This is a genomic window from Heliorestis acidaminivorans (assembly GCF_008933955.1).
Classification (GTDB): domain Bacteria; phylum Bacillota; class Desulfitobacteriia; order Heliobacteriales; family Heliobacteriaceae; genus Heliorestis; species Heliorestis acidaminivorans.
Map to the genome: position 1 here is coordinate 174,923 of NZ_WBXO01000005.1, position 23,945 is coordinate 198,867.

A 23,945-nucleotide genomic window follows, 5' to 3' on the forward strand; every position below is an offset into this window, starting at 1 on the left:
GGGCTTTTCTTTTATTAAGGGCTATTTTAGGGCGTTGTAATAAGGCGCATCCACAGATAAAGTAACCAGGAAGCGTGGCGCTGTTCATCCATGGCGGCAGAGGAAAAGACTTTGGAAATATAAGGATCTGTGGCCATTTCCGAGATGGCCTGATAGTTTGCGACCGATTGCAACTCATCGCGAATAGCCATTTGCAGTCCTGCTGCATATGTGGCTGGTAAAGGTCCTGCAGAGACTTTAGGTTGACGATTAGTTAGGCTTCTATAGATATCTACGAAAGTGCGGTAATGATCTCTTCTTTCTTCAGCAAGAATATCACGAATAATCTGTCTTGCTTCCATCGTTGGCGCTAACTCTGCTAAGCGAGTGTAAAACTGAACAGCTTGAAACTCGTCTACAATAGCTTTAGCAATTTTATCAGTCAAGGGAGAGCTAGGTCGATGGTGATCATGATGATCGTGGTGATGATCATGGTGATGGTGGCGATCATGTGGACTATGCTCTTGGTGAGGATGCCCATTGTGGTCAGGTCCTGAAGGATGCTTAGCTTTATGAGAATCATAGCTATGAGTTAGATTTGGGTTAGCATACTGATAAAGCCGCTCGTAAGAAGAATCGTCAAAGCCTGCCATTACATAACCTCCTTCCTTAGAGGAAGTAATAACTCAAATATCCCTTTGTATTGTATGTAGGAAGAATCAAAGGGTGTAACAGAGATTTTCTTACAGTAGTATAAAAAGCATTTTTATGGTACTCTTTAAGTTGTTTAAATAATGTTTAACCATGAAAGTAGGTACGATATTGACAGGGCGACAAATTCGCATACTGATCACCTTTCTTTCAGGCGTATTCTTAGGAGCACTCGATCAAAATATTTTAGGTCCTGCCCTGACGTCCATTATTCGGGATTTTAATATTTCTCCTAAGTGGGGAGTATGGGCTGTCACAGTTTATACACTCATGTATGCTGTATCTATGCCCATTACAGCCAAAATTGCAGATAAATTTGGACGACGCAAAGTATTTATGGTCGGGATAACCCTTTTTGCTTTAGGTTCTCTAATAAGTGGCCTTTCTGACAATCTATATCAACTATTAATAGGACGAGCTATTCAAGCTATCGGAGGCGGCGGCATTTTACCTATTGCTGTAGCTGAGATTGGACTAGCTTTTCCCAAAGAACAGCGAGGCAAAGCTTTAGGTCTCTATGGAGCTACTTGGGGCATTGCGTCTATTACAGCGCCCTTACTAGGTGGCTTCTTCGTAGAACATTTATCCTGGCCCTGGCTCTTCTGGGTCAATATTCCTGCAGTTATGGTCATACTTTTACTAGCATTTACTTTGCCAGAAAATGCTGAAACTAGTGAGCGTCAATTTAAAGCCATGGATATCAAAGGCTCTATGCTTACTGGTGCTATTATCTTTTGCTTTATGTTAGGCTTAAGTCATATTCAAGGACATCTTGGGATTACTGGTATATTTAAGCCTAATGTCTATCTATTTCTGTTAGCAGGTATGGCTTTATTACCCCTACTCATTTATGTAGAAAAAAGAGCAGAAGATCCTGTCATCAACTTGAAGTTTTTTCAGAATAGTAGCCTCACCATAGTCTTTCTCATGGCTCTCTTATCTGGTGTGGTCATGATGTCTATTCTTTTCTTACCAGCTTATGTGGAGTACGTTTTAGACTTCCCTGCCGGTCGAGCTTCCTATATGGTTCTTCCCCTGGCTATGGCTAGTGTGATTACTTCTCCCTTAGGCGGTGCTATTGCTGACCGCTTTGGGGCACCAAAAGCAATTTTCTTTGGCTTCACTAGCAGTACAATTGGCTCAATTATCCTAGCGCTACTAGCTTCTTCTGTCTTGCCAATTTCTTTAGAAACAGTGATACCTCTTGTTATGGCCACCATAGGACTAGTATTTCTTGGAGCTGGCTTAGGTCTAGTCATTGGTTCTCCCTTAAACTTACTAGTTATAGGACAAGTTGATCGACAAGAAGTTACTAGTGGACTTGCTGTCATGACGGTAATTCGCTCCCTAGGTAACACTTTAGGGCCTGTTATTATGGGTGGTTTACTAGCCACAGCCACAGCGCTCGGTCATCCAAGAGAAGGTTTTACTGATATCTTTTTCGTTGTTACTTTTGTAAGCCTACTGGGCATGATCTTAACTATATCCTTGAAAAGAATACAAAAAAGTGCATAAAAAAACCTCCTGCCGGTCACACTGAACCATAAAAGCTTATGGTTAGGAAATGCTGTGCAGGAGGTTTTTTTTGTGGATAAAGATCCTAAGCAGAAAAAAAATGAACCTATAGGAGACAAAGAGATTTCTCATACTGAGACTCATAGAGCTGATAGGAATAAAGAAGCAGAAGCAAAAGAGCATAAAGTAGAAGGTCATAAAGCAAGAATGGACCGAGAAGATGAAAAGAAAGACAGAATTGAAGAAAGAAAAGATGATCGAAGCAAGTGGATTGCAGGCGCTGTAGCGGCTGTCTTGTTAGTTGGTCTTTTTACGATGACACCGTTACGACAAGCGGCCGCTGATTTTCTAGCTCAATTTCGAGCCCAGCGCATTGAAATTGTAGAAGTTAATCCTCAACAAATGCAACATCTAGCTCAAAATATTCAAACACAAGTAGGCGAAATTGATTTACAGCAATTTGGTAAAGTTGATGTGCGAGAAAAGCCAGTACAAAACCAATTGCCGCTGGCCGAAGCAAGAAAGCAGATACCTTTTCCTGTGAAGACACCAGCTTTTGTACCGGAGCTTTTTCGTCTTAATGAACCGGTGACCATACACCAGGGAGGTCACGTAGCTTTTACTCTTGATGTAAATCAAGTAAACGCCTTGTTGCAACAGTTAGGGGCGCAGACTTTACTGCCAGAAAATCTGCAAAATAAAACTTTTGAGATCGCTGTTCCTAAAGGTATTCGCATGCAATATATACATGCTGACGAAGAACAGCAGTTTAATATTAGCCAGTTCAATAGCCCTGAGATCAATGTGCCCGGCGGTGTCGATGAAATAGCAGTGCGAAATGCTTTGTTAGACTTACCAGTATTACCAGAAGAGCTAAGAAGCCAGTTAGCGGCCATCGATGACTGGAAAAATACAGCTATTGTTCCTTATGTTGAAGGGCAGATGGATCGCTTAGAGATTAATGGACAAGAAGCGCTTTACGGTCTATCACCTAGAGGTATGGGTCACCTTATGTGGATGGACAATGGTGTAATCATGCAAATGCATGGTAATTTGGATAAAGAAACATTGATTCAAATCGCTCAGTCTCTACGGTGAGCTTAATGAATGCCATAGAAACGCAGAAGTTAACGAAGACTTACGAAGGAAAAGGGGGCTGTCAGGATATTACTCTGACAGTCCCTAAAGGTTCTATATTTGGCTTTTTGGGACCTAATGGTGCTGGTAAAAGCACTTTTGTCAAAATGTTAGTCGGTCTTCTACATCCTGACTCAGGCTCTGCTAACATTCTGGGTAAGCCGATAAAAGGAGAAGAAGCGAGATCGAAAGTCGGTTTTTTACCAGAAAACTTTCGCTATCATGATTGGCTTACTGGCGAAGAGTTGCTTTTTCACCATGGAGCCCTCTTCGGTTTATCGAAAGAAGAGATCACTCAGGCTATTCCGCGTGTCTTAAGGCAAGTAGGTCTTAGAGATCGTGAAAAAGAACGGGTAGGTAAGTACAGTAAAGGCATGCAACAGCGTATCGGGTTAGCTTGCGCGCTTTTGCCAGATCCAGAAGTGCTTTTTCTTGATGAACCTACGTCGGCCCTAGATCCGCTAGGGCGCATAGAAGTGCGCGACTTGCTTATAGAACTAAGAGAGCAAAACAAGACCATCTTCCTAAATAGTCATCTCCTCAGTGAATTAGAAACTGTCTGTGATGGTATCGCGATCATCAAAAAAGGTCGCCTCGTATTCCAAGGCGACTGGCGTGAGCTAGCTAATAAAGCTTATCGCGTGAAAGTCTTGCTAGGGCCTCTTAGTCAAGAACAACTAGCAGAAATTCACCGTCTCCCTTACGAAGTGCTTTCTCATCACATTAGAAGTTCTGAACTGGTCACAGAAGGGCGTCAGGAGTTTCTATTTTCTATCTCCACTGATGATATTCCAAATCTAACGCGAGAGCTGATCAAAGCCAATATACCTCTTTATGAAGTAACTCCGCAGATAGACTCACTGGAAAAGCTCTTTATAGATTATGTTAAAGAGGCATAAGAAAGGCTGGGGTTAATTTGTTGGCTATGGCCCGCTTGACCTTCTTGGAAGGATCGCGGAAAAAAGTTTTTTTGATAACTCTTTTGCTATCTCTAGTATTTCTTTTACTCTACGGCTTGGCTTTAGAGTTCGCTTCTCGAGAAATGCTACGCCTCGATGTAGCAGGTCCTCAACAAGTAATGATCCAGCAGATTATCGGCCATCAACTATTAGGCTCAGGTCTTTACTTTGCTTCCTTTATCTTAGCCTTACTGGCCTTATTAGCTAGTGTTGGATCTATTGCTTCAGAAATTGAAAATGGTCTTATGCATGCTGTTGTATCTAAACCTATCAAACGGTGGGAGATTGTACTAGGCAAATTTTTAGGCTATACAGGCATGCTTATTGGTTATGCTCTTTTACTTTATGTTGGTGTAATTGCTATCAACCGACTCTACAACCCTTTAGCTTTGACGCTGGCAGGACCAGAAAGCATTTTCTATAGTGCTTTGCTTTTTGTCTGGCAACCAGTAGTACTCTTAGCTCTGGCTTTGCTTTTGAGCACTTTGCTTCGTACGATCACAGCAGGCATTGTAGCTGTATTGCTCTATGGACTCGGTTCGATAGGTGGTTTTCTGGAGCAAATTGGCAGTATGGTAGCGCGAGCCGATTTATTGAATATCGGAATTGCTATTAGTTTATTTATGCCTAATGATGCTCTTTATCGCAAAATGCTCGCCACTGTGACGACTACTGATGGAAATCCCTTGCAAGCTATGACTGTTGGTCCCTTTGGCATTTCTATGCCACCAACTAACGCCATGGTCTGGTACACTCTTTTCTATGTTATCCTTTGTTTGGCTTTAGCTGTATACACTTTTCAAAAAAGGGATCTCTAAAAGCCGACAGGTATAAGGGTCAACACTTCCCCCGATACTACTTTTGGAGGTGATGTTATGACCACATCGGATAAAAAAGAAGATAGAATCTATCCATTGCCTCGTCGTGAAGATGAAAAAGAGCGTAAGGCCGAACAAATCGATCCAATCACCACAGGAGTGGTCGACGAAGGCAATTTCGGACTTGGCGTGGGCTTGCCCGGTTTTGACGAAGGCGATCAGTTTACAGACCCTGTAAAGAACCTCAAGGAAGCTCGGGAAGATAGGCATAGTAACAAGGAACAAGACTTAAACAGAGAGAAATTTCATGGACAAGAATTGCATAGACAGGAGTTCCACAGAGAAGATTTTCCTAGAGAAGCAGAAACTGAAGAAAGAATTGATCATCCCCACGATGCAGAAACGAGAATTACTAACGATAGTTTAGAAGAAGTGAATCAGAGAGCTACTGAAGACTTTGATCTTGACTTCTTCCAAAGGGCACGGAACAACTTTGAAGAACTGCCGCTAGAAAAAGCAGATCCCCAAAGGTTAAATAGCACTTTGAGAGATTTTGCACAAGAAGATGATCACGATAATAACTTAAAGTAGCAAGAATTAGCATAAGAAGGAGCAGGTTCAAACAATCGTGAACCTGCTCCTTCTTATGCGATTATTTTTTCTTTCTATCCTAACGACCATTTAAGATCTGACGACAGCGATTAAGTCGCTGGCGGTAATATTTAACTACTTCAAAGTTAGGGTCGGCTTTAGTCATTTCGTCACTCAAAAGTTGCTGATAACTTTTCATGCTGTTCATAGCTTGAATTTTTTCGAAAGCAGAGTAAACAGGATTGTATCGCATGGAATTTCATCCCTTCAGCGTTTTTTATGGTACAATAAAATAATGCCAAGGTATCTAAGAAGGAGGACAGGATCTTTGTCCATTAACTACAACACACTAAATCCTGAGCAACAGAAAGCTGTTGAACATCAAGATGGACCACTGTTGATCTTAGCGGGAGCAGGATCAGGGAAAACTAGAGTTTTAACATATCGTATTGCTCGATTGATAGAAAAAGGTGTCAGCCCTTTCCATATACTGGCCATAACCTTTACCAATAAAGCGGCGGGAGAAATGAAGGAACGATTACGAAAGTTAATCGGCCCGGAAGGGGACAACCTTTGGGTTTCGACCTTTCACTCTGCCGCCGTGCGCATTTTGCGTCGTGATGGAGATAAGATTGGCTACCACCGTAACTTTGTGATCTACGATAGCGATGATCAATTGAAACTAATCAAAGAATGTCTGAAAGAATTAAATATTGACGATAAACGGTGCAATCCCCAGGCTGTGCGAGGCGCTATAAGCTCTGCTAAGAATATGCTCTCTAGCCCTCAAGATTATGAACGCAAAGCCTACGACTATTTTGCCCAGACGGTGGCCAAAGTTTATCATCTCTATGATCGGAAATTAAGAAACAATGTGGCTCTTGATTTTGACGATCTGCTTTTACAGTGTGTTCGTCTCTTCCAACAAGAACCTTCTACTCTAGCATATTATCAAAACCGATTTCGATACATCCATATTGACGAATATCAGGATACCAACCATGTGCAGTACTTGTGGGTAAAATTATTAGCTAGAGAGCATCGCAATCTCTGTGTCGTTGGTGATGATGACCAAAGCGTCTACGGCTGGCGTGGCGCTGACATTAAGAATATTTTGGACTTTGAAAGAGATTATGCTGATACGGAAATAATTAAGTTAGAGCAAAACTACCGCTCTACCAGTATGATCTTAAATGCTGCTAATGCTGTAGTCAGCAATAACTGCGGACGGAAGAAAAAGCGCCTCTGGACAGATAAAGGTGAAGGCCAAAAAATTGCTCTTTACGAAGGTCGCGATGAGCATGATGAGAGTCGCTTTATCGTTCGCACTATTGAGGAGCTAGTTCGACAAGACAAGAGAAACTTTAGTGACTTTGCTATTCTTTACCGAACAAACGCACAATCTCGGGTTTTAGAAGAACATCTGCTTTACTCAGCCCTACCGTACCGTATTCTCGGTGGACTGCGCTTTTATGAACGTAAAGAAATTAAAGATATCATTGCTTACCTGCGTTTTATCTCCAATCCTGCTGATGAAGTAAGCATGAAGCGTATTATTAACGTTCCCAAAAGAGGTATTGGAGATGCTTCCATAGCACGCCTCTTTGCTCACAACTATAAGGAGAACTGGACGCTTTCAGAAACGCTACAAAGAGTGAAAGAAATTCCTGGCATGACGAGAGCGGCCAAAGCGATACAAGCTTTTCATGAGATGATGGAAGAACTACGTCAAGAAGCGCCTAACCTGTTAGTGACGCAGATTCTAGATCAAGTCCTCGCTAAGACTGGTTATATGCTTGAATTACAAGCTGAAGGAACAGAAGAAGCAAAGGGCCGCATCGAGAATATCAAAGAATTGCGCTCAGTAACTCAAGAGTTTGATCGACAGGCGGAAGAGAAGACATTAGAAGAGTTTTTAGCTTCTGTTTCTCTCGTTTCTGATACAGATCAGTTAAAAGAAGAAGATGATGCTATCGTCCTGATGACCATGCACTCGGCTAAAGGCTTAGAGTTTCCTGTTGTTTTTGTAGCTGGTATGGAAGAAGGCGTGTTTCCGCATAATCGAGCTCTTATGGATGACAAAGAATTAGAAGAAGAACGTCGTCTCTGTTATGTGGCTATCACAAGAGCAGAAGAGAAGCTCTTTTTAACGAGCGCATGTGAGCGAACAATTTTTGGTAATACTGTATGTAATGGCAAATCTAGATTTTTTGAGGAAATACCAGCTGATTTAACGGTCAACGTAACACCAGAAAGAAAAAGTACTTTTTCCATGAACAATAAGAACAGTACAAGCCAATTCAGTTCTTCCACTACTTCAACGACTTCCAAGAATGCTAATCCATTTATGTCTACAGGCATTTCCTCTTCTCCCTCAGCGAAGGAAACAAAGGCTACTGACGTTTTTGTTGTTGGTGACAAAGCCATGCATGGCAAGTTTGGACAAGGTGTTGTTGTGAAGACCGAAGGAAGTGGCGAGAACCAAGAAATATCTGTTGCTTTTCCTGAACAAGGCATCAAGAAGTTTCTGCTCAAGTTTGCTCCCTTGAAGAAAATCTAAGCAGACCTTGTCATGGAATTCTCCCTGAAAAGAGGTATGGGTTTTTGTGGATAAGGAGATAGCGAAAAAGCAAATCGAAGCATTAATACAAGAAATAGAAGAACATAATTATCGCTATTACGTCTTAGACAATCCTACTATTACCGATCAAGAATACGATGAAAAAATTGCCCAATTAGAAGCATTAGAAAATGACTATCCCGATCTCATAGAAGTGGACTCACCGACGCAGAGAGTAAATGGGAAGCCTCTAGAAGCTTTTGGGACTGTAGCTCATCGTCAGCCGCTACTTTCACTAGCTAATGCTTTTCATGAACAGGACTTACGGGACTTCGATCGCCGAGCTAGAGAAAAAGCGAGCCGTCCTCTGACCTATATGGTAGAGCCGAAGATAGATGGTCTTACTATTGTGCTTCATTATGAACAGGGACGTTTTGTGCGCGGTGCTACTCGTGGTGATGGTGAAAGAGGAGAAGACATAACAGAAAATCTAAAGACCTTGCGTTCTTTGCCCCTTCGTTTGCGCCAAGAGTGGCCTTACTTGGAAGTGCGTGGAGAAGCTTTTATCTCTAAAGCTGATTTTGCTCATCTTAATCAAGAAAGGGAGGAAAAAGAAGAACCTCTATTTGCCAATCCTCGCAATGCCGCCGCTGGTTCTTTGCGACAACTCGATCCCAAAGTTACAGCCAGCAGACCTTTACGTGCTTATCTCTATAACATTTTGCACCTTGACGGTGAAAAAGTATCTGAACATAGCCAAGCTCTTGAGCTTCTAGAAAGAGCAGGTCTGCCTGTTAACAAGGAACGAAAATACTGCCAAAACATAGACGAAGTCATTAGCTATTGCCAGGAATGGATTCATAAACGCCATGAACTGCCTTACGAAATCGATGGCATGGTTGTTAAAGTAAATGAAGTAGATGAATATGAACGTCTAGGCGTTACAGCCAAAAGCCCTCGCTATGCTATTGCTTTTAAGTTTCCAGCAGAGCAAGTAGTTACGAAAATTAATAATATTATTATTGGCGTAGGCCGTACTGGTGTTTTGACACCTACAGCAGAGCTTGAACCAGTACGGGTAGCAGGAACGACCGTAAGTCGCGCTAGCTTGCATAACGAAGACTTGATTCGAGAAAAAGATATTCGAATTGGCGACTACGTCATTATCCAAAAAGCAGGCGACATCATTCCTGAAGTAGTAGCTGTCTTATCAGAGCGACGCAGTGGTGAAGAAAAACCTTTTGCTATGCCCACTTTTTGCCCTGAATGTGGCGAACCTATTAGCCGTCTGGCAGGGGAGGTAGCTTTGCGTTGTACATCCGCTACTTGTCCAGCTCAGGCCATTGAAGGTCTAATTCACTTTGTCTCACGAGATGCTATGAATGTTGAAGGACTAGGACCTGCTGTTATTGAGCAGTTCTGGAAAGCAGGTCTAGTTCAAACAGTAGCCGATCTCTACCGCTTACCACTTGATGAAGTGATTAAGCTAGAACGAATGGGTCAAAAGTCGGCAACGAAGATTCTCCAAGCTATTGAAGAAAGCAAAAAGAGAGGCTTACCAGCTTTACTTTTTGCTCTAGGTATTCGTCATGTAGGACAGAAAGCGGCTAAAACTTTAGCTAACCACTTTGGGCACCTAGACAAGCTGATGGAAGCTGAAGAAGAGTACTTACAAAAGATTGAGGAAATCGGACCGAAGATAGCCCAATCTATAAAGGCTTACTTTACTAATCCCGCAAATCAAGAATTAATCAAAGAACTAAAAGACCTAGGACTTTCCGTAGAAGTTGCTACCGAGACCTCTTCTCAGCCAAACCAAGACTTAGAAGGCCTTACTTATGTTCTGACAGGAACTTTAGAAAAACTGAGCCGCAAAGAAGCACAAGCTCTTCTAGAAGCAAGAGGTGCAAAAGTAGCTTCAGCAGTCAGCAAAAACACAGACTACCTAGTAGCTGGTGCTTCTGCAGGATCAAAATTAGATAAAGCTCAAAAACTTGGGATAACTGTCTTATCAGAAAAAGAACTTCTTGAGCAAATTGGTTGGGAGTAAAAGGAGGAGTCTGGTGACAGAGGGAGAAAATAAAAGTGATATCTGGCTTTGTGGGGGTACTGTAGTTAATTTATTTACTATGACCCTAGAAGACAAAGATGTTTTAATTTCAGATGGGGAAATTCAGGGGCTCTATGATCGTCAGGAAAGAGAAGCACTGCAAACAGAAGTGCAAGAAATCATAGAACTACAAGGTGCTTACCTTGCTCCCGGTCTGATTGATGGACATATGCACATAGAAAGTACCATGGTAACTCCAGCGGCACTGGCGCAAGTCATTGTACCGAGAGGCACAACATCGATCATAGCCGATCCCCATGAAATAGCTAATGTTCTAGGCCTACCAGCTATTGTGGGACTGTCCGCTATGACAAAGCAGTTACCTCTAGATATCTTTTTTATGATTCCCTCTTGTGTTCCGGCCACACCTCTAGAAACAGCTGGTGCAGAACTACAGGTTGAAGATATACAATGGCTTTTTGAACATTTACCACAAGCGATTGGGTTAGCCGAAGTGATGAATTACCCCGCTGTAATTGCCAAAGAACCTTCCATCATGGCTAAGATTGAAGAAGCTAAGCGCAGAAATTTGCCAATTGACGGCCATGCCCCTGCTTTGAGTGGCGATGATTTGCAACGATACATCTCAGCAGGTATTAGTACCGATCATGAATGTGTTACGGCGCAGGAAGGTTGGGAGAAGCTTAAGCGAGGTATTCATCTTTTAATCCGAGAAGGATCGGCCGCTAAGAATTTGACCCAATTAGCTTCCTGTTTGACCACAGAAAGTGCCGACAGGATCTCTTTTTGTACTGACGATCGACATCCAGAAGATTTATTAGTAGAAGGTCATCTCGATCACCTTCTACGTCAAGCTGTTAAGGTTGGTATCGATCCTTTGCTAGCCCTGAAAGCCTGTAGCTGGACTACAGCACGTCATTATGGTTTGTCTCGCCGAGGTGCTATTGCGCCTGGCTATTTAGCTGATCTAGTTGTTTTTGAAGATCTTGAGAACTTCCAAGCTTCTCTAGTTATCAAAAAAGGTACTGTCGTGGCTAGAAAGGGCCTTCTAGTTGAGGAAAGAGGAGATCCTTCTATCGATCCTATCTTCACAAATACTGTTCGACTGCCGGACATAAAAGGCAAGCTGGTGCCATCGATAGACTCACGTAAATTTGTAAGAGTTATAGGTCTTCAAAAAAATCAAATTACTACTTCTTATGAAGAAGCAAAAGCTAAAGATATTGGCCCAGCTCAGGATCTCCTCTATGCGGCTGTTATTGAGCGTCATGGCAAAAAGGGATCTATCGGTCAGGCTATCGTAAGAGGATTAGGACTTCAAAAAGGAGCACTAGCCTCTACTATTGCTCATGACTCTCATAATCTAATCGTGATTGGGACAAGCGCTGAAGATATGGAAAAAGCCTGTCAGGCTGTAGCCGAGACAGGTGGGGGCATTGCTGTTGTTGTTGATGGAGAACTTCAAGCTCGACTGCCCCTACCCATAGCAGGTCTTATGTCTACAGCTACAGTGGAAGAAGTAGCTGTAGAGTTGAAAAAGATACACCAAGTCCTTTGGGAGGCAGGCTGTACCATATCGTCGCCCGTAATGACTCTTTCTTTTTTGGCTTTGCCTGTTATTCCAGAGCTTAAAATAACTGATCAAGGCTTAGTTGATGTTAGAACTTTTCAATTCCTGTCATTAGAAGTTTAATGTATAAAGAAAGGTAGGCCGCTTGTGAAGGTAATACAATTATCGCAATTTAAAGCTCTAGCGGCCCCTTATCGGCTTCAAGGGGTCATCTCTATGATGATGCTTTGGGAGCACCGACGAAGAGGCGTTAAGGGTATCTACGTCCACTATGTTGTCGCCAATCCAGCTGAATCACAAGTGGAATGGGTTGAAGGTATCCCTTATGGTCAAGGTGATACACTGCTAAAAAGTTTAGCAGAAGATCATGTTATAGACTTAACTTATCAAGAAGCTTATTACATTTTTGAAGAAATGCGTGTCCAGCTAGCTAGAGCGCGTGTTGAATTAACAGAGGAAGTTCAAAAACATTGGTCTCAAGTAGATCGTCCTGCTCAATTAAAGAATTCACAATGGCAGGAGTTAACTCAACGACTAGTGGGACGGAGACTTGATGCCAAAGAAACAGTTCACGCTTATTTTCAAGGATGGGCTATCGAAGACTGGGCTTTTGTTTATTACCTAATGCCACCACAAGTGCAGTCGCGACATCGTGATCATCTATCTTATGCTAGATTAATGATGAAGAAGTTTCGTGGTGAAAGTTTACTACGAGGCATCGTCGTAGATGAGAAAGAGACGAAAGAAAGCAACAAGCATCATTTCGTCGCTGATTTGTTAGTAGGTAAAGAAAATCAACTGCTAAGTCAACGCATGCACTTTTATGTAGAAGAAGTAGAAGGCAACTGGGTTATTCAGAGAACGAGAAGGGAAAAAGCCAAAGAGATACCGCCGGGTTCAGAGCCATTTTTTCAAGGGCGCTGGTACTGGAGGTCTTTTGTTGTTCCCAGTACAGATCAGGTACTGGACTTTTTACGCACTAAAGAAGGATGTCATGTTGACGAGAACGACGAAGGTCTTGCCATCGTTTATGTAAGTCATATGAACGATGCTACTAAGCTCGGCGTTGATGTTTCTCGTGATGCTAGAGGTCAGATCTGGATTGGTTATCGCGAAGTTGTTATCGGTGCGATTAGTGAAGATCGACTTGCCTCACTCTTACAAGAATTACGGCGGGAGAAAATATTAAGTCGCCAAAGTGGAAAAGGTCCTTTTAGACTACCTGAAGCGGCTAACTATCTATATCGAGAAGGCCATTTTGATAGCTTTGAGGAATTTGTCAAAGCATGGGAGCAAGAATTTCGCAGAGCTGGAGAGGCTGAGGGAGAAGGCATAACATTTGAAGCTTCTCAGATGGGTTCATTGCTTACCCAGTTTATGGAGTGGCGTTTTGGCGAAAGCTGGAATGCTGAGTGGCGTCGGTTTGCCCGTCAGAGTGGTGAAGATAGTAAAACTATTGAAGAGCATTCTCAAGGTGCTCTGTTCTGGGAATGGTTTGTTTTCGATCGGCTTTCACAAAAAGATACAACTTTAGATGTTTTTATTGATGAAGTAGGTATTCATTTACCTCCGATGATGGTAACAACACTGAAGAAGTGGCGAGAGAGCACTCCTGGATTTTTTGTAATCACTTCAATGGAAGAAAAGGGTTTTTGGGCTCGTGATCTTTTTCGAGATAAGTCTTATTATATCGAAGACAGTGATTGTAAGCCTGGAGAACCACCCTATGAAGAAGGCTATATAATCTTTTCGCGGATAATGATTAGAGAAGGTAAATGGCATTATGGTGGAGTGGCGCACTTTTTTCCACGCTGGTATCGTAAGGCCATTGAAAGTTTTATGGAACGGATCGGCCTCTGGGATGGAGAAAATTTCAGAGAAGATCAATGGCGTAACCGCTCTTGGTCTATTCTTATTTACCTCGTAGAACTTTGCAAAAAACCGATCATACCTAAGCTCTTCACAATGGAAGGACACTTAGCAGGTATGTCAAGAGCTGTTTATCAAGTTAAAGACTATTCTGCTGTTAAGAAAACAGTTGAGAAGCTTTCTGAATTTGTCTTTGTTGCGCGAGAAAGACAAAAAGATCAAGGTGAGTATTTACGCTATGACTGGCTTGAACATGGTTTAACGTCGCAACTAATGACTTCAATGCAAGAGCTGCCTTTAACGATGGATAGCGAAGGAATTCGCTTAAGTGATATTTTTCAAGACAGCAAAGATGGTCAGGAAGTTAGACAAGTGGGCACTTTGATGCTTCACAAACAATATGCAGTCATTGATACAATTTCTATGGAACGTCTTGATGTGTTAAAGCGAGTGCTTTCTAAATACTGCGGCTTTTATCTTATTCACGATGAAGATTTTTTCGAAGAAGCTGAGGTTTTGGCGCAGGCTCCTTTGAAGGAGAAGCAGTAGGTAGCTTTACTCTAGCTTAGATATAAAATAGATTAGACAGGAAGTAGCTAGACAGGTTGAAGTAAATTGGCTAGAATTGTTGAATGATGGAGATCCTATGGAAGTTAGTAAGGTAGGTGATAAGTAGATGGCTTTGACCAAAGAGGAAGTTCAACACGTTGCCAAACTGGCTCGTTTGGAGCTCTCAGAAGATGAAGTTGACAAGTATACAGTGCAGTTAAATGCCATTTTAGAATATGCCCGCAAGCTAGAGGCTTTAGATACTACGAATGTTCCGCCGACAGCTCATGCTTTTCCTTTGCAGAATGTAATGCGGGAAGATAAGGTTACGGCTTCGATGGCTCAAGAGAAAGTTGTGAGTAATGCGCCTGATGAAGAGGATGGGTTTTTTAAGGTGCCTCGCATAGTCTAATTCCTAATTTTTCAATAATACCCTGAACCTAGTATTGAACGGAGGATCCTTGTGAAACTCTATAGTAAGCGTGCTCATGAGTTGCATGAGCTTTTGGTAAGCAAACAAGTTAGTGCTGTGGAGCTTGTTAATGATGTGGCGGCTCGTCTTGAAGATGTAGAGCCGAAGGTGCTTGCTTTTGTCAGTCAGCGGATTGAGGATGCGAAGGCAGAAGCGGCTCGGGTTGATGATAAGATTGCTTCGGGAGAGACTATTGGTCCTTTGGAAGGGATCCCGATGGCTATTAAAGATAATATGTGTACGGAAGGTATTCCGACGACTTGTTCATCTAAGATGCTTCATAACTTTGTACCTCCTTACTCTGCTACCGTTGTGCGTAAGCTTAATGAGGCTGGGGCAATTATGTTAGGCAAGGTGAACATGGATGAGTTTGCTATGGGCTCTTCTTGTGAGAACTCTTGGCAAGAGGGGACCCGCAACCCTTGGCGTTTGGAGCGTGTGCCTGGTGGTTCTTCTGGTGGTTCAGCGGCCTCGGTAGCGGCTGGACAGGCCATTTTTTCGCTTGGCTCTGATACAGGTGGTTCGATTCGACAGCCTGCCGCTTTTTGTGGTGTTGTGGGGTTAAAGCCTACTTATGGTTCTGTTTCTCGTTATGGTTTGATTGCTTTTGCTTCTTCTCTTGATCAGATCGGCCCTTTTAGCCGTGATGTGCGCGATTGTGCTCAGGTTATGAATGTAATCGCTGGTCATGATCCTTTGGACTCTACTTCAGCGCCTATTGATCGCCCTGATTACACTTCTTTCTTGAACAAGTCAATCAAAGGTTGGCGCATTGGAGTGCCGAAAGAGTATTTTGGTGAAGGTATTGACGCTGAAGTAGAAGAAGTGCTTCGCAAAGCTATGAAGACTTTAGAAAGCCTTGGTGCGGAACTGGTTGAGTGTTCTTTGCCACATACGGAGTATGCTTTACCATGTTATTACATTATTGCACCAGCTGAAGCTTCTTCTAATTTAGCTCGCTATGATGGCGTTCGCTATGGTTTTCGGACTGAAGATGCAGAAGATTTGATTTCTATGTTCAGCAAGACTCGCTCTGAAGGTTTTGGTGAAGAAGTTAAACGACGCATTATGTTGGGAACTTACGCTTTAAGCTCAGGATATTATGATGCCTACTATCTCAAGGCTCTGAAAGTGCGCACATTGATTAAGCAGGATTTTGATCGTGCTTTTGAGAAATTTGATGTTCTCTTATCTCCAACGACACCGACTGTTGCTTTTACCTGTGGTGATAGGTTGGAAAACCCTTTGCAGATGTATCAATCTGATATCTGTACGCTTTCAGTTAACTTAGCAGGCATTCCGGCTATTTCTATTAATGCTGGTTTTGCCGATGGTCTACCTATTGGACTACAATTTATGGGCAAACCTTTCGAAGAAGGACGTCTTTTGCAGATCTCCCATGCTTTTGAGGAGGCCACGGGCTGTCACAGCCAGATGGCGCCATTGAAAGGAGGCTGTGAAGGATGAGAGACTTCGATTTTGAAATCGTCATGGGCTTAGAAGTCCATGCAGAGCTTCATACGAAGAGTAAAATCTTTTGTGGTTGTACGACCGAATTTGGCGGGGAACAAAATACCCATGTTTGCCCTGTTTGTTTAGGCTTGCCCGGTGTGTTGCCTGTGCTCAACGAAAAAGTAGCAGATTATGCTATGAAGGCAGGGTTGGCTCTAAACTGTAAGATAGCTAGCTTTTCTAAGTTCGACCGGAAAAACTATTTCTATCCTGATCTACCAAAGGCTTATCAAATCTCGCAATTTGATCTACCCATTGCCTCAGGTGGCTATATTGATATTGAAATAGAAGGCAAGAAGAAGCGTATCGGTATTACGCGCGTTCATATGGAAGAAGATGCCGGTAAGCTTGTTCATGGTGGTGGCTCGCTGGCTTATGCAGGTTACTCTTTAGCAGACTATAACCGCACAGGCGTTCCACTGATTGAGATCGTTTCTGAGCCTGACATTCGTTCTATTGAAGAAGCTATCGCTTACTTAGATCTATTAAAAGCTATTTTGGAGTACACGGAAGTTTCAGATTGCAAAATGGAACAAGGCAGTCTTCGCTGTGATGCTAACGTATCTTTGCGCCCCTGGGGTCAAAAAGAGCTAGGTACGAAAACAGAGTTGAAGAATATGAACTCTTTTAAAGCTCTGCAAAAAGCCTTAGAATATGAGATTGAGCGTCAAGCAGAAGTTTTACGTGAAGGCGGTAAGATTATTCAGGAAACGCGCATGTGGGATGAAAACAAAGGCGAAACCATTTCTCTGCGCAGTAAAGAAGAAGCTCACGATTACCGCTACTTCCCTGATCCAGACTTGCCTCCCATTATAATTTCTGAAGAATGGGTAGAGCGAATTCGCCAGACCTTACCGGAATTGCCTCAAGCAAGACAGATTCGTCTAGTAGAAAGCTATGGTTTACCTTCTTATGATGCATCTGTAATCACAGGCTCTAAAGCCATGGCTGATTATTTTGATCAGGCTTGCTCTGCTTACGGTATTGCTTTACCAGCAGGTCAAAGCACTGACGATAAAGGTAAGGAACGAGCCAAGCAAATTTCTAACTACATGATGGGCGAGCTTTCTCGACGCTTAAATGCTTCCGATCAAGGCTATCAGGACAGTCCAATTACGCCAGAAAACTTGGTAGAATTGCTTACCTTAATTGAAGGTGGTACTATCTCCGGTAAGATTGCTAAGACTGTCTTTGATGAGATGTTCGAAAGCGGCAAAAAGCCTAAGCAAATCGTAGAAGAAAAAGGCTTAGTGCAGATCTCCGATGAAGGCGCTATAGCCGCAGTAGTTTCTGAAGTTGTGGCTAAGAATCCGCAAGTTGTGGCAGATTTCAAAGCAGGCAAAGATAAAGCTGTAGGATTCTTTGTTGGACAAGTCATGAAAGCAACACGCGGTAAAGCTAACCCAGGTCTAGTTAATAAGCTCTTAATGGAAGAGTTGAAAAAGCAATAAAATAAGAAAAGAGATCCGACAAGCTAGTTAGCCACTCGGGTCTCTTTTTTTGTCACAACTTTTCACAAAAAAGAGCAGGGAAGATTGGTCAAGTTGTGGAATAGAATAACCTGTATTTTCCTTTCAACTCAGAGCGAAGGAGTTGCATATATGGCAGAACAGAGCGTTCTTCAATTCAAGACCATGTTAGGCAATTTATTAAAAGCCCGTTTTCCTTGTCTATATATATCAACGTGGGAAGAAGAGCGGGCTTTGCAAGTGATAGACAAAGTTGTCCATGATACTGAATTGATTAGAACTACTCGTAAACTTTTTACTTGGAACTTGACCGATGGTATCAAAGGTGAAGGGCAGTCAGGTAAAGAAGAAACTAAGACACCGCTTAAAGCGTTAGAATTTATAGAGAAGTATACTGAGCCTGCTGTTTTTGTTCTGAAAGACTTTCATATCTTTTTTGGTGGTCAAGGTCGATTGCCTGATTTTCAAGTTATCCGTAAGATCCGCAATATTATTCCTGCGCTGAAACTATCTACACCCAAGAATATCATCTTTTTGTCACCCACTTTGATCTTACCTAAGGATCTAGAAAAGGACGTAACAGTTATAGATTTTGAACTGCCGTCCTTTCTTGAAATAGAGAGACTTCTTGATGATATGATCGATGCTAATAGAGACAATGAACGGATCACTATTGAACTTTCAGATGAAGAAAAAGAGCGCTTAGCCAAAGCCGCTTTAGGTCTAACCTTACAGGAAGCAGAAAATGCTTTTGCGCGAGCTATGGTTGAAAACGGACGCTTGTGTATCAAAGATATGGATATTATCTTAGAAGAAAAGCGGCAGATCATCAAAAAATCAGAAATACTTGAATTCATTAAGTCTGATCTTAATATGGATGATGTGGGTGGATTAGAGAATCTAAAGCGTTGGCTGAAGAAAAGGGACAAATCTTGGCTAGACTCAGCACAGCGTTATGGTTTGCCAGCCCCGAAAGGTGTCTTGATTACAGGCGTTCCTGGTTGTGGTAAGAGCCTCATAGCTAAAGCAGTGGGAGCTACTTGGCAGTTGCCGCTTTTGCGTCTTGATATTGGGAAGATATATAGCGGTATCGTTGGAAGTAGTGAAGAGAACATGCGTCGGGCTATTCAAACAGCCGAAGCAATTGCTCCCTCTATTCTTTGGATTGATGAGATAGAAAAAGGCTTAAGCGGCATGAACTCTAATGGCGACAGTGGTACTTCGACACGTATTTTTGGCACTTTCTTAACGTGGATGCAAGAGAAAAAGAAGCCTGTTTTTGTTGTTGCTACGGCTAATAATATTCAATCCTTGCCACCAGAACTGTTACGCAAAGGTCGGTTTGACGAAATCTTTTTTGTTGACTTGCCTACATTGAGAGAACGGATGGCCATCTTTGAGGTTCATCTGAAAAAAAGGCTTCACGATGAAGAAGTAAAAGGCTCTTTTCATCTGACTGAAGCAGTAATGGAGCGGCTAGCTCAGAAGACAGAAAGCTTTGTGGGCGCTGAGATTGAGCAAATTGTCGTTGCCGCACTTTTCGAAGCTTACTCAGAAAATCGAGCCATCGAAGAAAAAGACCTTTACAAAGCAATCGATACAATGATTCCATTAGCAGTAACACAAGCCGAAACGATTAGGGCTATTCGTGAATGGGCTAATGTGCGAGCAGTAGCCGCTACGTCACAAGATTATCGTGTAGAATACCAACAGCCTTCTTTTCCAGAAAAAGAAGAAAAAAGTCCTGCTCCAGCAGAAGATATTCGAGCCTTGCGGGGTGGAAGAACAATAGATTTTTAGAAGCAGGTGGGTGCTTTGAGCGTTTCATTAATTCTTTTGCCATTAGGGCTTGCCGCGGCAGGTATGATTGGCATAAAAGAAGTTGAGAAAGCTGATCAGCTGGAATTAGAAAAGCTAAGAGCTAAAAAGCAAAAAGAAGTCGCAACAGATTCTATAGAAAAAGAAGTAAGTAAACCTTTGCACTGGTATGCTATGGAGACAAGAATGAAAGATCTATCTATGATAGGCAATAGTCTTGATAACTTAGGATGTCTCTATCAGAGCATAGACGATCTTATTGCTTTTCGCTGGCGAGAAAAGGATTGTTTTCTAAGGCAAAATGAAGCTGGTCTTTATGAGGCAATTTTTAACGATCTTGTAACTGTAGAAGTAGCACAAAAAATCGTTGCCGAAGTACAAGAAGAATACACTAAAGTATTACAAGCCCAGGTTTATACAAAATTGCTTGCGAAAGCAGAAGAGAGAGGCTTGATCTTAGAAAGCGAAGAAATAGAAGCAGACAACTCTGTTTTGCTTACCTTTTCTGTACAGGGGAGATAAGGCTATGTTAAAACGTAAGATAGAGATCCGTTTGCGACCAGATGGTGAGATAGAAGCAGAAGTAAAAGGGTTCAAAGGTAAGAAGTGTACAGACTATATAGCTTTCCTCGAAGAGCTATTAGAAGCTGAGACAATTGATTCCAATTATAGGGCTGAATATTATGAGCAAGAAGTTCTCCTGAAGGATGAAAACAAAGTACTAGAATCAATAGAGGTAATACCAGAAAGCATCTTAAAGGCTTCCAACAAAAAATAAGGCTAAGGCATTTTGAATAGGCAGGTGAAGTTATGGCTATCACTTCACGAGGTAAAATGTGGGAATTCATGAATTCCTTCTGGATGTTATGGCTTTTTACACTCGGTATCTTTAACTGGATCTCTTTTCTCTACATAGGTTTTAGAGCTAAGCAGAAAAAATGGATGCTTTATGGTCTTGCCTACGCTATTCCCTTTATGATCATGATGATGGCTGATGCGAATGAGTCCTTAAGTGAGTTAGGTGCTACTTTAGCTCTGCTGATTTTTCTTATCTCTTTAATTCATGGCTTTATCGCCCGTAAAGAATACTTGCTTCGATTAGAGGCTTTACAAGAATCGAAAGGGCAACGCATGGCCGAGATGAAAGAGAAAATAGCCTCTCAATACAACCCAAATGGGGTGACAGTAGAAACTGATAGTGGGGCAACAAACTCGTCAGTCAACAGACAAGTAGATTCGTCAGCGTCACATCCAGTATCAGCGCCCAAAGAGTCCATCACGCTTCCACCAAAAGAGGTGGAGAAAATAACTCCAAAAGTAAATGATTTTGACTTACTTCCTCCAGTACAAGGCCCTTATGCCAATAAGTCAACGGAAAGTCCCAAACCGCAAAATTCAGTCAAGACAGTACCGTCGAAGATAGAAGAAAGAGAAGAGAAAGCAAAGAAGGAAGAAAAGCAACTGCTCGATCTTAATCAAGCCAGCGTTGACGAGTTAGCTTCCTTGCCAGGCATTGGTCCTATATTGGCCAAAAAGGCAGTACAAGTAAGAGAAAGTCAACAAGGCTTTCGTCAGCTAGAAGATTTTGCCGCCGCACTACAACTGAAGCCGCATATAGTAGAAAGAATAAGACCTATGGTAACCATCAAGGCTCTTTCCAGAAGACAAGGTCGCTCCGGTCGTGTTGTAGATTATTAAGGTGGTGTCGAAATCTATGGAGCTACAAGTCCATCGTTTCTTGCCTGTAACAAGAGCAGAAGGACCGGGCTTGCGTGCTTCTATCTGGGTTCAGGGATGCAAAAGACATTGCCCAGGTTGCGCTAACCCTGAAACATGGCCTTTTCAAGGAGGCCAAAGCTGGTCAGTAAGAGACTTAGCGACAGCAATCATAGCGAATCGTCAGATCGAAGGAGTCACTTTTTTAGGTGGAGAGCCTTTCGAACAAGCTGAAAGCTTAGCCCAACTGGGGCAAGAAGTTCAAGAAGCAGGGCTGTCAGTACTAACTTTTACCGGTTACAGCTTAGAAGAGATAAAAGCGTCCCCTCGCTCAGGGTGGCAAGAGCTCTTAGCAGTTACTGATCTATTAATTGACGGTCCCTATCTTCAAGAAGAAGGAGATACCTCGAGGCCTTGGATAGGTTCGCGCAATCAACGTTATCATTTGCTTACTTCTCGATACTCAGCCAAAGACTGCTCTATAGCACAACAGCCTAATCGCTTAGAAGTGCGATTTCAACAAGATGGCAGAATTGCTATTAATGGCATGGCCGATCCAGAAGAGCTCGAACAATTGCTAGCTCTTTTGAAAGATAGGAATGATTCTTAATAGGTATTTGCTTTTAAATATTTGCCTAACCCTTAATACCTGCTTAATTCTCTTTAAGTAATTAGAAAAAGAGAGTTAAGCAGTTTTTTTCTTTTTTTACCATTACGATGAAACTGAGTACAAGCTATCGGAACAGCGAATACTAGGACAGAAAAAAGGGGCTCTATAAGTAAGAGCCAGGAAGGTGATCTTTCCTGCTAAAGTTTGAGAATGTGACTAAGCGGTACGTAGACGGCACTGTAGCAGTAAAAAGCTTAAACTTGCAAGTAGCGGCTGGTGAACTTGTAGTACTCATAGGGCCTAGTGGTTGTGGTAAATCAACAACTATGAAGATGATTAATCGACTTGTTGATCCTTCATCAGGCACGATCACCGTCGATGGAAAAGACATCTCCAAAGTAAATCCTGTAGAGCTACGACGCAACATTGGCTATGTTATCCAGCAAATTGGTCTTTTTCCACATATGACGATTGCTCAAAATGCAGAAATTATCCTAAAACTAAAAAAAGTGCCTGAGAATGAACGAAGCAAAAAAATCGACGAACTACTGGAGCTAGTGAACTTAGATCCAGCGCAGTATCGAGATCGCTATCCCCATGAATTGAGTGGGGGACAGCAACAGAGGGTCGGTGTAATCAGAGCCTTAGCGGCCGAGCCCTCTATTATCTTAATGGATGAACCTTTTAGTGCTTTAGACCCCCTAAGTCGAGAACAACTACAAGATGAGCTTTCCAGATTGAAAAAAACGATTAAACAAACAATTGTCTTTGTAACTCATGACATGGATGAAGCTCTAAAGATTGCTGACCGCATTATTCTGATGAAAGACGGAGAAATCGTACAAGCTGATACACCAGACCGGATGCTTCGTCATCCCAAAAACGATTTTGTAAGGGAATTTATAGGCGAAAAAAGAATGGTCTCTGACGATAGTCCCATCTATGTTGCAGAAGCCATGATTGATAAGCCTGTCACTATTGATCCTGATAAAGGCATTGCTTACTGTGCCAAATTAATGCGCAAAAAGCTAGTCAACAGTTTGCTCGTCATCGATGGGGAGCGCAAACTTTTAGGTGTCTTAACAGCCAAAAAAGTAGAAGAAAATTATCGCGATGAAGACTTAACAGCAGGAAAGATTATGAATACCGATGTACCTACCATCGAAGATGAGACTTTGTTAAGCGATGCTGTAACATTGATGCAAGAAAAAGGTGTGGGCGCTTTACCAGTGATTAACAAAGAAGGTCGTCTTGTAGGCTTGGTGACTAACTCTAGTTTGATGGATGTTCTGTTAAAGCAAATCGGTTAGATTATAAGTCCAATATAAATCTCTGCATAGCAAGAGCATACACTAGATTGAATAAAGGAAGGTTCTATGGAAGAGTTTTTTCAACTACTCGTCAATCGTCAAGAAGAATTAATTACTTTAACCCTAGAACACCTCTGGCTATCCTTTGCCTCTCTATTTATTGCCATTATCATCTCCGTGCCACTAGGAATCTTTTTAACACGATCTCAGAAATTAGCCAGCCCCATAATTGGTGTAGCAAGCATTTTCCAAACTATACCTAGCCTTGCCTTACTCGGTTTCATGATTCCACTCTTTGGTATAGGCTCTCAACCAGCTATTATTGCCTTGACGATCTATGGCATTTTGCCAATTCTGCGTAACACTTACACAGGAATTATGCGCGTTGAACCAGCATTAAAAGAAGCAGGCCGTGGTATGGGCATGACCAATATGCAAATCCTACGTATGGTAGAACTGCCTATGGCTCTCTCTGTTATTATGGCAGGCATACGAACTTCCACTGTTTTGATTATCGGCGTTGCAACGCTGGCAACTCTAGTAGGTGCAGGCGGTCTTGGTGACTTTATTTTTCGTGGTATCGCCACAGCTTACAATGAACTAATCTTACTAGGAGCTATTCCTGCCGCGCTATTGGCTATTTTTCTTGATACGATACTTGCTTGGGTTGAAAAAAGAGTTACTCCTAAAGGAATTAAAGCAGTTTGAT

Annotated in this window: 21 protein-coding genes; 19 read left to right on the forward strand and 2 right to left on the reverse strand. The window is 42.2% G+C overall.

From position 1 onward, the window contains the following. Positions 1–26: 26 nt before the first annotated feature. On the reverse strand, positions 27–632 hold the full coding sequence (locus tag F9B85_RS08430; RefSeq protein ID WP_151619946.1) for a ferritin family protein: 606 nt from the start codon (positions 630–632) through the stop codon (positions 27–29). Between the two features lie 169 nt (positions 633–801). Between F9B85_RS08430 and F9B85_RS08435 the strand changes: the two genes are divergently transcribed. From F9B85_RS08435 to F9B85_RS08455, 5 genes are all read left to right on the forward strand, one after another. Next, entirely contained in the window at positions 802–2,205 is a 1,404-nt protein-coding gene (locus F9B85_RS08435) for an MFS transporter (RefSeq protein WP_170270337.1), read from the forward strand. Positions 2,206–2,277: 72 nt separating this feature from the next. Then, positions 2,278–3,303, forward strand: a complete 1,026-nt coding sequence (locus F9B85_RS08440; protein WP_151619948.1) for a DUF4367 domain-containing protein — start codon at positions 2,278–2,280, stop codon at positions 3,301–3,303. A gap of 5 nt (positions 3,304–3,308) precedes the next feature. Beyond that, a complete protein-coding gene (locus tag F9B85_RS08445; protein ID WP_151619949.1) occupies positions 3,309–4,241 on the forward strand; it encodes an ABC transporter ATP-binding protein in 933 nt (310 codons plus the stop codon). A 26-nt stretch (positions 4,242–4,267) separates the two neighbouring features. Next, on the forward strand, positions 4,268–5,119 hold the full coding sequence (locus F9B85_RS08450; protein WP_243138126.1) for an ABC transporter permease subunit: 852 nt from the start codon (positions 4,268–4,270) through the stop codon (positions 5,117–5,119). A gap of 57 nt (positions 5,120–5,176) precedes the next feature. Continuing rightward, entirely contained in the window at positions 5,177–5,710 is a 534-nt protein-coding gene (locus tag F9B85_RS08455) for a hypothetical protein (protein ID WP_151619951.1), read from the forward strand. 79 nt (positions 5,711–5,789) lie between these two features. On the opposite strand, the gene F9B85_RS14385 is transcribed toward F9B85_RS08455, so the two are convergent. Further along, positions 5,790–5,963, reverse strand: a complete 174-nt coding sequence (locus tag F9B85_RS14385) for a hypothetical protein (RefSeq protein WP_170270339.1) — start codon at positions 5,961–5,963, stop codon at positions 5,790–5,792. 81 nt (positions 5,964–6,044) lie between these two features. Here F9B85_RS14385 and pcrA point away from each other — a divergent pair, with 81 nt between their 5' ends. The 14 genes from pcrA (at position 6,045) to F9B85_RS08525 (ending at position 23,944) form a co-directional block, all read left to right on the forward strand. Next, complete coding sequence (gene pcrA / locus F9B85_RS08460) at positions 6,045–8,270, forward strand: DNA helicase PcrA (protein WP_479723891.1); 2,226 nt, start codon at positions 6,045–6,047, stop codon at positions 8,268–8,270. 46 nt (positions 8,271–8,316) lie between these two features. Continuing rightward, the gene (gene ligA / locus F9B85_RS08465; protein ID WP_151619953.1) at positions 8,317–10,320 is read left to right on the forward strand and encodes an NAD-dependent DNA ligase LigA; all 2,004 of its coding nucleotides are present in this window, start codon (positions 8,317–8,319) and stop codon (positions 10,318–10,320) included. A 13-nt stretch (positions 10,321–10,333) separates the two neighbouring features. Then, positions 10,334–12,034, forward strand: a complete 1,701-nt coding sequence (ade, locus tag F9B85_RS08470; protein ID WP_151619954.1) for an adenine deaminase — start codon at positions 10,334–10,336, stop codon at positions 12,032–12,034. Positions 12,035–12,058: 24 nt separating this feature from the next. Continuing rightward, entirely contained in the window at positions 12,059–14,329 is a 2,271-nt protein-coding gene (locus F9B85_RS08475; RefSeq protein ID WP_151619955.1) for a hypothetical protein, read from the forward strand. A 127-nt stretch (positions 14,330–14,456) separates the two neighbouring features. Next, positions 14,457–14,741, forward strand: coding sequence for an Asp-tRNA(Asn)/Glu-tRNA(Gln) amidotransferase subunit GatC (gatC, locus tag F9B85_RS08480; protein ID WP_151619956.1), 285 nt, complete (start codon positions 14,457–14,459; stop codon positions 14,739–14,741). A 51-nt stretch (positions 14,742–14,792) separates the two neighbouring features. Next, entirely contained in the window at positions 14,793–16,268 is a 1,476-nt protein-coding gene (gene gatA, locus F9B85_RS08485) for an Asp-tRNA(Asn)/Glu-tRNA(Gln) amidotransferase subunit GatA (protein ID WP_151619957.1), read from the forward strand. After that, on the forward strand, positions 16,265–17,764 hold the full coding sequence (gene gatB, locus F9B85_RS08490; RefSeq protein ID WP_151619958.1) for an Asp-tRNA(Asn)/Glu-tRNA(Gln) amidotransferase subunit GatB: 1,500 nt from the start codon (positions 16,265–16,267) through the stop codon (positions 17,762–17,764). Before gatA ends, gatB begins: the two co-directional genes overlap by 4 nt. 150 nt (positions 17,765–17,914) lie before the next feature. Continuing rightward, positions 17,915–19,582 (forward strand): AAA family ATPase, encoded by a 1,668-nt coding sequence (locus F9B85_RS08495; protein ID WP_151619959.1) that lies wholly within the window; start codon positions 17,915–17,917, stop codon positions 19,580–19,582. 15 nt (positions 19,583–19,597) lie between these two features. Next, the gene (locus F9B85_RS08500; RefSeq protein ID WP_151619960.1) at positions 19,598–20,122 is read left to right on the forward strand and encodes a hypothetical protein; all 525 of its coding nucleotides are present in this window, start codon (positions 19,598–19,600) and stop codon (positions 20,120–20,122) included. Positions 20,123–20,126: 4 nt separating this feature from the next. Beyond that, the gene (locus F9B85_RS08505) at positions 20,127–20,378 is read left to right on the forward strand and encodes a DUF2997 domain-containing protein (RefSeq protein ID WP_151619961.1); all 252 of its coding nucleotides are present in this window, start codon (positions 20,127–20,129) and stop codon (positions 20,376–20,378) included. A gap of 32 nt (positions 20,379–20,410) precedes the next feature. Then, positions 20,411–21,298 carry a ComEA family DNA-binding protein gene (locus tag F9B85_RS08510; protein WP_151619962.1) on the forward strand — a complete coding sequence of 296 codons (888 nt, stop codon included), beginning with the start codon at positions 20,411–20,413 and terminating at the stop codon, positions 21,296–21,298. A gap of 16 nt (positions 21,299–21,314) precedes the next feature. Continuing rightward, positions 21,315–21,926, forward strand: a complete 612-nt coding sequence (locus F9B85_RS08515) for a 4Fe-4S single cluster domain-containing protein (protein WP_151619963.1) — start codon at positions 21,315–21,317, stop codon at positions 21,924–21,926. A gap of 212 nt (positions 21,927–22,138) precedes the next feature. After that, positions 22,139–23,236: an ABC transporter ATP-binding protein gene (locus F9B85_RS08520; protein WP_341474385.1), complete on the forward strand. Its 1,098-nt coding sequence runs from the start codon at positions 22,139–22,141 to the stop codon at positions 23,234–23,236. A gap of 66 nt (positions 23,237–23,302) precedes the next feature. Further along, the gene (locus tag F9B85_RS08525; RefSeq protein ID WP_151619965.1) at positions 23,303–23,944 is read left to right on the forward strand and encodes an ABC transporter permease; all 642 of its coding nucleotides are present in this window, start codon (positions 23,303–23,305) and stop codon (positions 23,942–23,944) included. The last annotated feature ends 1 nt before the right edge of the window (position 23,945 follow it).

Bases quoted from the DNA above. Each gene is read 5' to 3' on its own strand.
- F9B85_RS08430 (WP_151619946.1), bottom strand. From the start codon at position 632: ATGGCAGGCTTTGACGATTCTTCTTACGAGCGGCTTTATCAGTATGCT.
- F9B85_RS08445 (WP_151619949.1), top strand. From the start codon at position 3,309: ATGAATGCCATAGAAACGCAGAAGTTAACGAAGACTTACGAAGGAAAA.
- F9B85_RS08450 (WP_243138126.1), top strand. From the start codon at position 4,268: ATGGCCCGCTTGACCTTCTTGGAAGGATCGCGGAAAAAAGTTTTTTTG.
- F9B85_RS08455 (WP_151619951.1), top strand. From the start codon at position 5,177: ATGACCACATCGGATAAAAAAGAAGATAGAATCTATCCATTGCCTCGT.
- F9B85_RS14385 (WP_170270339.1), bottom strand. From the start codon at position 5,963: ATGCGATACAATCCTGTTTACTCTGCTTTCGAAAAAATTCAAGCTATG.
- gatC (WP_151619956.1), top strand. From the start codon at position 14,457: ATGGCTTTGACCAAAGAGGAAGTTCAACACGTTGCCAAACTGGCTCGT.
- gatB (WP_151619958.1), top strand. From the start codon at position 16,265: ATGAGAGACTTCGATTTTGAAATCGTCATGGGCTTAGAAGTCCATGCA.
- F9B85_RS08495 (WP_151619959.1), top strand. From the start codon at position 17,915: ATGGCAGAACAGAGCGTTCTTCAATTCAAGACCATGTTAGGCAATTTA.
- F9B85_RS08505 (WP_151619961.1), top strand. From the start codon at position 20,127: ATGTTAAAACGTAAGATAGAGATCCGTTTGCGACCAGATGGTGAGATA.
- F9B85_RS08510 (WP_151619962.1), top strand. From the start codon at position 20,411: ATGGCTATCACTTCACGAGGTAAAATGTGGGAATTCATGAATTCCTTC.
- F9B85_RS08515 (WP_151619963.1), top strand. From the start codon at position 21,315: ATGGAGCTACAAGTCCATCGTTTCTTGCCTGTAACAAGAGCAGAAGGA.
- F9B85_RS08525 (WP_151619965.1), top strand. From the start codon at position 23,303: ATGGAAGAGTTTTTTCAACTACTCGTCAATCGTCAAGAAGAATTAATT.